This window comes from Oribacterium sp. WCC10 (assembly GCF_900113415.1).
In the GTDB taxonomy this organism is placed as follows: Bacteria; Bacillota; Clostridia; order Lachnospirales; family Lachnospiraceae; genus Oribacterium.
Genome location: NZ_FOPH01000039.1, coordinates 1 through 9,993, shown reverse-complemented (window position 1 = coordinate 9,993; position 9,993 = coordinate 1). Strand labels below are relative to the sequence as shown.

Annotated in this window: 12 protein-coding genes and 2 pseudogenes; 4 read left to right on the top strand and 10 right to left on the bottom strand. The window is 39.3% G+C overall.

What is annotated here, in order from left to right; genetic code table 11:
* Positions 1–200: hypothetical protein (locus BM294_RS16100; protein WP_175494728.1), on the top strand; the 200-nt coding region annotated here is incomplete at its 5' end.
* 104 nt (positions 201–304) lie between these two features.
* Here the strand turns inward: BM294_RS16100 and BM294_RS15295 are convergent.
* The 3 genes from BM294_RS15295 to BM294_RS15285 all read right to left on the bottom strand — a co-directional run bounded on the left by BM294_RS15295 (position 305) and on the right by BM294_RS15285 (position 2,810).
* A complete protein-coding gene (locus tag BM294_RS15295) occupies positions 305–844 on the bottom strand; it encodes an MATE family efflux transporter (RefSeq protein WP_091209919.1) in 540 nt (179 codons plus the stop codon).
* Between the two features lie 418 nt (positions 845–1,262).
* The gene (locus BM294_RS15290) at positions 1,263–2,480 is read right to left on the bottom strand and encodes an RtcB family protein (protein WP_091209917.1); all 1,218 of its coding nucleotides are present in this window, start codon (positions 2,478–2,480) and stop codon (positions 1,263–1,265) included.
* 51 nt (positions 2,481–2,531) lie between these two features.
* Complete coding sequence (locus tag BM294_RS15285) at positions 2,532–2,810, bottom strand: DUF7788 domain-containing protein (protein WP_091209915.1); 279 nt, start codon at positions 2,808–2,810, stop codon at positions 2,532–2,534.
* Between the two features lie 228 nt (positions 2,811–3,038).
* On the opposite strand from BM294_RS15285, the gene BM294_RS15280 reads away from it, so the two are divergent.
* A complete protein-coding gene (locus BM294_RS15280) occupies positions 3,039–4,025 on the top strand; it encodes a WYL domain-containing protein (protein ID WP_091209914.1) in 987 nt (328 codons plus the stop codon).
* A gap of 170 nt (positions 4,026–4,195) precedes the next feature.
* Here BM294_RS15280 and BM294_RS15275 read toward each other — a convergent pair whose 3' ends face one another.
* Together BM294_RS15275 and gltS are read right to left on the bottom strand one after the other, a co-directional pair.
* Entirely contained in the window at positions 4,196–4,840 is a 645-nt protein-coding gene (locus BM294_RS15275) for an RraA family protein (RefSeq protein WP_091209912.1), read from the bottom strand.
* Positions 4,841–4,865: 25 nt separating this feature from the next.
* Positions 4,866–6,041, bottom strand: a complete 1,176-nt coding sequence (gene gltS, locus BM294_RS15270) for a sodium/glutamate symporter (RefSeq protein ID WP_091209911.1) — start codon at positions 6,039–6,041, stop codon at positions 4,866–4,868.
* 199 nt (positions 6,042–6,240) lie between these two features.
* Here gltS and BM294_RS15265 point away from each other — a divergent pair, with 199 nt between their 5' ends.
* Positions 6,241–7,161: a LysR family transcriptional regulator gene (locus tag BM294_RS15265; RefSeq protein WP_091209909.1), complete on the top strand. Its 921-nt coding sequence runs from the start codon at positions 6,241–6,243 to the stop codon at positions 7,159–7,161.
* 264 nt (positions 7,162–7,425) lie between these two features.
* Here BM294_RS15265 and BM294_RS16895 read toward each other — a convergent pair whose 3' ends face one another.
* The 5 genes and pseudogenes from BM294_RS16895 to gloA2 form a co-directional block, all read right to left on the bottom strand.
* On the bottom strand, positions 7,426–7,494 hold the full coding sequence (locus BM294_RS16895; protein ID WP_242944562.1) for a hypothetical protein: 69 nt from the start codon (positions 7,492–7,494) through the stop codon (positions 7,426–7,428).
* 51 nt (positions 7,495–7,545) lie between these two features.
* The gene (locus BM294_RS15260; RefSeq protein WP_091209907.1) at positions 7,546–8,004 is read right to left on the bottom strand and encodes a hypothetical protein; all 459 of its coding nucleotides are present in this window, start codon (positions 8,002–8,004) and stop codon (positions 7,546–7,548) included.
* A 37-nt stretch (positions 8,005–8,041) separates the two neighbouring features.
* A pseudogene (locus BM294_RS16745) lies at positions 8,042–8,433 on the bottom strand (arsenate reductase family protein).
* 22 nt (positions 8,434–8,455) lie between these two features.
* A pseudogene (locus BM294_RS16740) lies at positions 8,456–8,769 on the bottom strand (helicase-related protein); the annotation flags it as partial.
* A gap of 138 nt (positions 8,770–8,907) precedes the next feature.
* Entirely contained in the window at positions 8,908–9,285 is a 378-nt protein-coding gene (gene gloA2, locus BM294_RS15245) for an SMU1112c/YaeR family gloxylase I-like metalloprotein (RefSeq protein ID WP_036612200.1), read from the bottom strand.
* A 205-nt stretch (positions 9,286–9,490) separates the two neighbouring features.
* Between gloA2 and BM294_RS15240 the strand changes: the two genes are divergently transcribed.
* On the top strand, positions 9,491–9,993 hold a 503-nt coding region (locus BM294_RS15240; RefSeq protein ID WP_139225907.1), incomplete at its 3' end, for a glycosyltransferase family 2 protein.

Genomic DNA, 9,993 nt, shown 5'->3' with positions numbered 1-9,993 from the left:
CCGAGATCGTTACTTATACTGTACAAGGCAACGATGACCGGAAATACTATGTTGATGATTATGCACCTGAAAGCTACCATGAACTTAATTCAAATATTTGCTTTCCGGTATATATCAAGACCTATATCCGAAAGAACGGAGAGGCTTCATATACTATCAATATCCAGAAAGTCGAAGCAGGCAAAGGTGAACATTTCTGATTATTACAACCTCACGGCTGTGGATGCATTTTTCTTAGGATGTATTCATGGCCGTTTTCTTTTCCGAAACCACTTTTATATCTGACATACAGACGCTTTACAGTCTAGTGGGCTCCCATACTAAGACCAAAAGAAGCTTTTGACGAAAGTCCGATACTTCTTAGCATTGAGGATGCTGTATTGTTAAAAACTACCGGAACTCCTCCGAGGACTACCACAAAAAACATATACTGACGAGCGTACTCGATTATTCTGTCACTTGCTCCAAGAAGTGTGAGTAATGGAGTCATCACAAAAAAGCAAAGAATCGAAAAAAACATTCCTGCGATGATGGCCATCCACATACAAATTTCGGAAACTCCTGATGCTTCTTCATCCTCTCCTGCGCCTATAAGTCTTGCTATGAGAGTTCCTCCGCCAACCCCGAAGACATTGGAGACAACTATGGTGAACATAAACACCGGAAGAACCAGCGAACATGCTGCCACCATATAGGGATTATTGGTCCTTCCCACGAACCATGTATCTGCCAGATTGTAAATTAAAGTTATAAGCTGACTGGCTATAGCCGGAAGCGCCATAACCATAAGCGCATGTGATACTCTATCCTTTTCAAAAAGAAACTTTTTATCTGATTCTGCCATAGTCTCTTGCCACTATTCCTTTACATAAACTATTTATAATTGATGAATACAAGTCCAATCAGGCAAATTGACATCCAGCATGTTGCCAATGACTGTGACCGGTTCTGTATAATCCTTCACTTTGCGCTTCAGCACCGAGTACCCGTTCTCAGGATTCTGCAAAGTTGTCCATACCCGTAGCCAGTGTACAGATATTTCGCTCACAAATTTTATTGACTAAACATATATATCTTACCATACTCTCACTCACAAGAAACTTGCCAAAATTCTTTCTATATCATCCAAACTCCATATATAATCTCAACTATGATGTGAAAGGATCTCAAAATTGCTTTGTTATATAACAAAAAGCAGATCAGTGATTTTCACCAACCTGCTTTGCTTCTCCAATAATTCAACTAACTTGCAAACAATGTTCCTATGTAGAAGCTTTGAAATTATAAACTGGCTTCATGACCTCAATAACATCTACAGATTCTGTAATGACATCAATTATGTCCGTTAAAGACTTATATGCCATGGGTGCCTCATCAATAGTTGACTCATTTACTGAAGTAGTATAGACATCTTTCATGGCTTCTTTATACTCCTCCATAGAAAGATTGTTTTTTGCAACTGTCCTGGACATTATTCTTCCTGCACCGTGGGGTGCGGAGAAGTTCCACTCCGGGTTTCCTTTTCCTACAGCAAGTATTGAACCATCACGCATGTTTATAGGAATAAGGACCTTCTCCCCCTTATGTGCAGCGATGGAACCTTTTCTCAGTATCATCTCATCCGTATCTATATAATTATGGATTGTATGAAAAGACTCACCCCCGGAAAGACCTGTCCTGTCAAGTATTATCTCTGCCATTTTTTCACGGTTTCTTTTTGCAAACTTCTGGCAGATTTCAATATCATGAAGATAATCCTCCAGATATTTTCCTGACAAGTAGCAAAGATCCTCCGGCATGGATGATGGATGCTCGGTATACTTTTTGTCATAAAGTTCCTTCAGCGCTGTCTGTATCTCAGATCTTCTTCCCTGCTCTTTGTATGTTCTGATCAGTTCCTCCCTTGCTGAAAGATAATCTCCTATTCCCTTGGCAAGATCAACTGCCAGAGTCTGATATAACTCTGCAATCTGCTTTCCGAGATTTCTGGAGCCTGAATGTATGACCATGTAATTGTTTCCGTTTGAAGCTCTGTCTATCTCTATAAAATGATTACCACCGCCTAATGTCCCAAGGGATTTCTCAAGTCTTTTTGTCTCTTTAAGCTCCCTGTAGCACTTAAGTCCTGTAAGGTCAAAACGCTCTGTTCTTCCTTCCCAGACATCCCTGCCGGAAGGAATGTAATGTGCTGCTTCGTCAAACTTCGCGAGATCTATATCCTGTTTGCCAAGATCCACTGTAAACATTCCGCATCCAATGTCTACGCCCACAACATTCGGAACCACCTTGTCAGCGATAGTCATTGTGGTTCCTATGGTACAGCCTTTTCCGGAATGAACGTCAGGCATGATTCTTATTTTAGATCCCTCTGTCATAGGGAAATCACACATTCTTCGTATTTGTTCTATCGCCTCTACCTCCACTACCTTTGCATAGCAGACAGCTGTATTTACTTTTCCTTTTATCTCTATTGTATTCATGCTTTTTCCTCTCAGATCCGGAAGTTTTTTCGCCCTCCGGACCTGTTCTCATTACGCAACGATCCTTTCGTATCGTTCTGATGAAAGGACACTCATCATAAACTTGTATGGTTCCATATTACCGTCTTTTAACATTGAAAAAATCTGTGTATTGCATCCTGATACAAGTGCTGCTCCCTGATCATTCATCTTTACCGGTTGCTGACGGTTACGGCTGTTTACATTCCAGAAAACTACCTGGGGCAGTCTATAATGATTATGGAAAGCACCGGTATTCTTCTCAGCAAAGTAGACACCCAGGGACTGGGCTACGGCTGCATCAAGACACATATCCTTTAAGGATATTCGGGATTTGAACCCAGTCCGGACCAAGTGATCCGGTGCTGACCATTAAGCTCTGTAATTGCTGTGTGTGTCTTTATGTATATATAGTAATGCTTTTAATTGGAGATTTATACCTTCAGTATTCTATTAATCAGAAACCCCTATTTATATTGTATTTACGAGGTCTTTACATTATTATTGTGGTATATCACGACCCCATATAAGAGGTGGACCATGACTGAAAAATATAAAATATATCTATCCGAAGATATAAAAACCAGACTCACTAATGATGCAGAACTTTTTGAATTCTATAAGAAAGATGGCTCTGTTAATCTGAATGCCTTCCTGAAGATACTGATAGTAAATTACTTTGACCAATACAGGAATGAAAAAGAAAAACTCCTAAACAGCATACGTCAGGATATTTCCAACATAATATCTATATCTGACAAAGACTCTGAGAAACTTGCTGACAGAATAGTTAATACCTATCTAAAAGGGGATTTTGAAAAAGCAGAAAAGAGCACAGCCATTACATTGACTGTAAGCGGAGAATCCTATGACATTATAGGAATCATCGAGAATAATTTACTAAAGGACTCTTCCCTCTCCGGATACTTAAAAGACATGTTTGTTTCATATCTGTCTATACCTCGAAGCAATAGAGAGATTATCATTTTTAAAGATATACAAAAGGCTATTACAACCGCTATTTCTGAAAAAAGGATCATTACCTTTTCAACCACAACATCCGAAAAGAATACCACTTTTACGGTTGAGCCATATTTTATTGCTCCTTCGAAGGAAGAACAATGTAATTATCTGATATGCAACGACGTCAGAGCCCACATCCCAAGAACCTTCAGAATATCCAGGCTTACCAGCATTTTTGTCACATCCGCTGATTTTATTTTTGATGATACTCTGTACAAAGAATTACAGGACAGGGCCCTCAGGAGTCCTCAGTCTGTATCCAAAACCGTACAGGCCATAGTGAAAATGAATTCATTTGGAATCCGAAAGTTCAAGGTCGTTACAAAAAACCGTCCGGACCTGCTTAAGAAAGAAGGAGATCTGTATTACTTTGACTGGTCCGAATTACAGCTTGAAGAATACTTTAAACGCTTCGGACGTGATGCCATAGTTCTTGAGCCAAAGTCATTAAGGGAACGTCTGAAAAAATACTACAACTTGGCCGTAAAGGCTTATACTTATTGATTAACTATTGCTCTTACAGTGGTCTTACCATTCCACACTATATCATTTTTATATCAAGCTATCTTGCCGCCTCAAGTTCCTTTAGCGTAAGCTTCCCTTCCTTTATACTGTACAAGTATAAAGGAAGGGAAACACATTAATCAGCGTATAATAGATATCCCATCATACGTTTACATTTTTCCGGTAATTAATACGTCAAAACTATATATTTCAAGTGTGGTTTTACCTGACTCAAGTTCTCGTATTATCTCTTTTTCATGCTCGTATTTTTTACACGCTTTATCAAATACCTCATCTTCTGCGTTTTGAGGTATAACAACCACGCCATCACAATCGCCAAATATGATGTCTCCCGGATTCACCTGCACTCCTCCACAGCTTACAGGTATATTTAACTTTGCCGGACTCTCTTTTACTGTTCCTGAAGGATTAAATCCCCTGGAAAAAACCGGGAAACCAAGCTCACGTATATCCTCTGAATCACGGCAGCTTCCATCTATCACGACTCCGGCAAGTCCCCGTAGCTTACAAGCTGTTGCCATTATGTCACCAAAGTGTCCTGCCTGAGAATACCCGTTAAGATCAAGTACAAGTACATCCCCCGGCTGTGCTCCGTATATAGCCTGATGCAGTGCCAGATTGTCTCCCGGATAGCACTTTGCAGTATATGCTCTTCCTATCATTTTCATTTTAGGACTTACAGGCTTGATGCCTGTATCCATAACGCCTTGATTTGACACTGAATTATTATTGTCAGCGATATTACCTGTAGGAAGTTTTAAAAGTTCGTTTCTTATTTTTTCTGTAAGTTCCATGTGTTTTTCCTTTATTTATGACTAATCATTTGAAACAGTTTATGAAAAATGTGATGATCAATGGGTTTGTAATATTGATAAAAATTACAGTTACAACAGGAAGCACAAACCATGCTGTTGGCGCAGGTCCATTCTTCTCTATAACTGCAGACATATTTGCAACAGCGTTTGGAGTCTGTCCCAATCCTACTCCACAATGTCCGGCAGCCATTACTGCTGCATCATAATCTTTGCCTGTGGTATTAAACGTTACAAAAGTTGCCCACAATGCCATGACTATGGCCTGAGATATTAGTATCACAATCATCGGAAGTGCAAGATCAACAAGTTTTGCTATATCAAGTGACATGAGAGCCATTGAAAGGAAAAGATTAAGCGCGATGTTTGATATGGTATCAATTTCATGCATTCTGAGGTCAAGACCTTTGGCATCCGCAATATTTCTTACCAATGCTCCTCCGAAAAGACATCCAACGTAATACGGGAATGAGAGTCCGGTCTGCTTAAGTGCAGCTGAAATATAAGATCCGATAAATGCAGCAAGAAGAAGCAGTAAAACGCTGTCAAACAGACTCTTTTGATTCAGTTCAAAAACCTTCTTCTTTTCTTCTGCCATTACCTGTCCTGAGCTCTTAAGATCATATTTTTTTATTAGTCGTTCAGCAACAGGACCTCCTGTTATGCTTCCTAATAGAAGACCAAAGGTTGCTGCCGCAACACCTATGGTTGTACCGCCGACAGCACCCAACTCCTCAAGAGTCGGTCCAAAAGATGCTCCTGAACCTACACCACCGGACATTGATATGGATCCCATTGCGATTCCCAGCAATTTATTGATTCCGAAAACCTGACAGAGTCCAATTCCAACCAGATTTTGAACGAACAAAAAGATCACTGCACCTATAGCAAGCTTAGCTCCTAATTTTCCGGATTTTTTCAGCACAGCCAGACTACATGTAAAGCCGGTTCCGGTAAAAAACAGGTTCATGAAGAAGTCCTGCAGAGTACTTGTCATCTCAATATTAAATAATCCTGTAAGCTTACCTATAAAAATCAAAATGCTGCATATTAAGCCGCCAATTACAGGAGCCGGAATAAAGTATTTCTGAAATACACTTACTTTACTCTTAATATACCGTCCAAGCATATATACCAGAACCGCAAGTCCAGTCGTTTGAATTAGATCAAATTGAATTATCATTTCTATCTCCCTTTTATCACGAAGCATTTTCTACATTATTGCTAGTCTTGAACCGGTTCTTTATTATCTATAACCAATCTATCATTCCCGGATAAAGTTGTAAAACAGATATATTTGATTTAAAATATCTGCATATTCGATATTTTACAGTACAATTTTATTAACACTTTAGTTTATTTGATCTGATTTGGAGAATACCATGACCTATGAACAGATAGAAACTTTTCTTATCGTTGCGACATATAAGAATATAACCGCTGCATCAAAATACCTTTTTGTATCTCAATCAACTGTTTCTTCCAGACTTCAACAATTAGAAGACGAATTGGGTGCTCAACTCCTCATACGACACAAAGGTCAGAGAAATGCTGAACTGACAAATTACGGCACAGCATTTATACCCATTGCCAGTCAATGGGCATCACTATGGAATGATACTCAGCATCTTAAATCCCTTCCCGATATAAAATCATTGAATATTGCCAGCGTTGATGCCGTTAATAACTACACTTTGGTTCCGATGTTCCAAAAACACCTCGAAGAGCATCCCAGAATCAAGCTGTCAATCATGACCTATCATTCCAATGAGATATATTCCCTGGTTCAAAACCGTACAGCTGACATTGGCTTCGCATTTTCTTCAATTTCTTATCCTGATGTTATTGCAATTCCTATATATAGAGAATTAATGTATCTGATCTGTAACAAAAAGAGTAATTACGGTGATAATATTTCCTGTAAGGATTTACCCGTAGATAAAGAAATATATCTTTGTTGGGGATCTGACTTCCAACAGTGGCATGACAGACATTGGAGTCCTGGAATCTATCCCTTGATTTCAGTTAATACCGGCTCCATGCTCCAACGATATCTTGATCATCCGGATCATTGGGCTATAGCTCCCATGTCAGTTATCCAGGGTGCAATGCGTTCCAATCCGGAACTGACTTTTTACAGCCTAAAAGAACCTCCTTCTCCAAGAATATGCTATGAGATAAAGAATCGTTTCCCTAATGTTACACTTTTGGAACCAATATCTCTTTTGGAAAAAGAGTTACATGACTTCATAGAAAAAGATAAGAGTATATGTTCCTTTGAAAGCTGGATGCTTAATAGTTGACTAATTTATATCCAAATCATCCAGCCTGCTAGTCTACTTAAATAAAGAACGCACGACCAGAAGAAGCAACGAAGAATGGTTTAGTATCATTCAGGATGACAAATCCAATAGCATGAGTGATTTCCCATATCAAACTCATCCCGACATATTGACCATTCTCTACGATTATTCATATAATCACCACTACAATCTGATCGCCGGAATACAGTACAATATCTCCATAGTCCGTCGTAATCTGCTCATCATTTCTTGGAAGACTCTTCCCTAAAGGTCTACCTGTTCAAATCCTCCGTAAATAGACATTTTGACGGTAAGCGGATACAGTTTCTTCAATGCCTCTACAGTTTCGTTATCTTCCCAATGGACCGGAATTCGCTATCGCTATCACTTTTCATCAACATAATCCAACGCATTAAAAGTCTCTTCCGTACGCTGTTCTCCATCTGTTATGCCCTTTACAAACTCTGTGACATATGTATCTCCCGAAACGGAATCAATATAGTAACGAAGCTCAGCACCTGTATACGACCTGAAGAGCACAACAATCTCGTTGTCTGTAGATGATTCTATCTCCCAATAGATAGTGTAATCACCGGATTTTACCATATCCTCAAGTTCTGGATTATTGGCTATACAGTAGTTTTTTATGGCTGATAATGCCTGATCATCTGTCTCAATTTTTCGTAATGTTTCTGAAGTATCTGTTGAAGACTCTTCAGAAGAGCTCTCAAACTGTTTTTCAGTAGTAGCCGGATCTGTCTGAGGAGGTATATTTTTTCCGCAAGCTATAGTTAAAGTTGTAAAAACAATGCCTAATGCAATAGTCAGTATTGTTCTCTTCATAATCAATCCCTATGTCGTCATAACCTGCCGATTTATTTCACTCCCACTTCTTCCACACATCCGGCTGATATCCGATCGTAGAAAGCTTTCCATTTCTGACAATAGGAGTCTTGATCACCTGCTGGTTCTCGAGTATCTTTTCCAGCTTGTCTTCATCGGCAATATACTTTATCAATGCCAGAGTGTCCTTATCCTTGGCATCTGGATCAATCATGTTCTCAATGCCTCCATTAGCCTGCGCAACGGATGTAAACTCTCCCTTGCTCGTCTCCGCTCCGCTTCGGTCGGCGCAAAGCCGATGTCCACTGGACATCGTGCGCCCTTTTCTTTCATATCAACGAACTGAACTTTGATGCCACGTTCTTTAAAAAATCTTTCCGCTTTCTTTGTGTCATTGCACTTCTTCGTGCCGAAAATCTGTATATTCATTATTTCATCACCTTATCAAACCAATTACAACAAATATAGACTTCCTTGATATTTCATCAAAATGAATTGATGAACATCCGGAAATCATATTAGACCCTTCAAAAATATATTTTCTTAAATTATCTTTATTGTATGTGCGGTCGCCTGAAAGTACTATTGGAATCATGAAATTATTTGAATAGTTTCCAATGAAACTACAACATACTCCTTATCTTCTTTTTTTCTGAGACCTCTTCCCAGCTGCTGTATAAATACAATCGAACTCTCCGTTGGTCTAAGCATCACCACCTGATTTATTTCAGGAATATCCACACCTTCCTCCATACTATCTACGTTGATACAATCCTATCTTTTATGTATCAAAAGGGTTCGCGTGAGCCCAAGTTTTTAGGGTAGGTGTTCACTTCACTATATCAAAAATAGTCATCTCAGACACGTTCCTTCTATCAGCTAACTTGAAATAATCAAAACGGTTTACTCATGTATTTCCAGAGGAAGTCCGTCTGGGTCACGGAAAAACGTCATTTTTTCACCCGTGAAAGCATCCAGTCGTATCGGTTCACAAGGTATACCCATAGACTCCAATTCTGCGACGACCTCATCCACGTTATCTACCCGGAAAGCGAGATGGCGTAATCCATAAGCTTCGGGAGAAGGACGAAGTGGATGATCCTTCATAATGAAAAGTTCAATTTCACTTTCACCGAGCTTAAGATCAATCTTCCAATCATCCCTTTCTGATCTATAGTTTTCACGAAGAATCTGAAATCCAAGCTTTTTATGGTAAAAGTCCAGTGCGGTGTCTTTATCAGAACATATCACAGCAATATGATGAATACGATTCAAGTTCATGAAGTGCCTCCTAGTTTTAACCAAACAAATCTGAAGTTGCCGCGCTCTTTCTTTAGCAAAAGAGCCATACAAACTGCCGATTTGTTTATTAACACAATTCTACTTTCTTTGAAAATAAAAATAAAGCCCGCATATACATTTGTAATATCTGCCGGATATTGTGTAAAATTATTGTCAGTAACAAATATTCATGGAGGAAAAAAGCATGCCTAAGGTAAGCATAATTGTCCCTATTTACAATGCCGAAAAAGCCGTCAGGAAATGTATAGAGAGCATAGTGAACCAGGAGTACAAGGACTTTGAACTTCTTCTCATGGATGACGGAAGTAAGGATTCAAGTCCTTCAATCATAGATGAATATGCAGAAAAAGATGACAGAGTGAAAGCTATCCATAAGAAAAATTCCGGAGTTTCCGATACAAGAAATCAGGCCATAGATATGGCAGAAGGTACTTACATCCAGTTTCTTGATGCAGATGACTGGATAACTCCTGATGCCACAAAACTTCTGGTCCGTGCTATAGAGGATGCAGAAGCGGACATGGTCATCGCGGATTTCTACCGCGTTGTGGGAGAACATCTTTCGAAAAAAGGAGACATTGACACCGACCGGATTCTGACAAGAAAAGATTATGCGGATTATATGCTATCTAACCCCGCGGATTACTACTATGGCGTCATTTGGAATAAGTTTTACAAGAAAGAACT

Bases quoted from the DNA above. Each gene is read 5' to 3' on its own strand.
- BM294_RS15285 (WP_091209915.1), bottom strand. From the start codon at position 2,810: ATGTGTCTTGATGCAGCCGTAGCCCAGTCCCTGGGTGTCTACTTTGCT.
- BM294_RS15265 (WP_091209909.1), top strand. From the start codon at position 6,241: ATGACCTATGAACAGATAGAAACTTTTCTTATCGTTGCGACATATAAG.
- BM294_RS15290 (WP_091209917.1), bottom strand. From the start codon at position 2,480: ATGAATACAATAGAGATAAAAGGAAAAGTAAATACAGCTGTCTGCTAT.
- gltS (WP_091209911.1), bottom strand. From the start codon at position 6,041: ATGATAATTCAATTTGATCTAATTCAAACGACTGGACTTGCGGTTCTG.
- BM294_RS15295 (WP_091209919.1), bottom strand. From the start codon at position 844: ATGGCAGAATCAGATAAAAAGTTTCTTTTTGAAAAGGATAGAGTATCA.
- BM294_RS15275 (WP_091209912.1), bottom strand. From the start codon at position 4,840: ATGGAACTTACAGAAAAAATAAGAAACGAACTTTTAAAACTTCCTACA.
- BM294_RS15260 (WP_091209907.1), bottom strand. From the start codon at position 8,004: ATGAAGAGAACAATACTGACTATTGCATTAGGCATTGTTTTTACAACT.
- BM294_RS15280 (WP_091209914.1), top strand. From the start codon at position 3,039: ATGACTGAAAAATATAAAATATATCTATCCGAAGATATAAAAACCAGA.
- gloA2 (WP_036612200.1), bottom strand. From the start codon at position 9,285: ATGAACTTGAATCGTATTCATCATATTGCTGTGATATGTTCTGATAAA.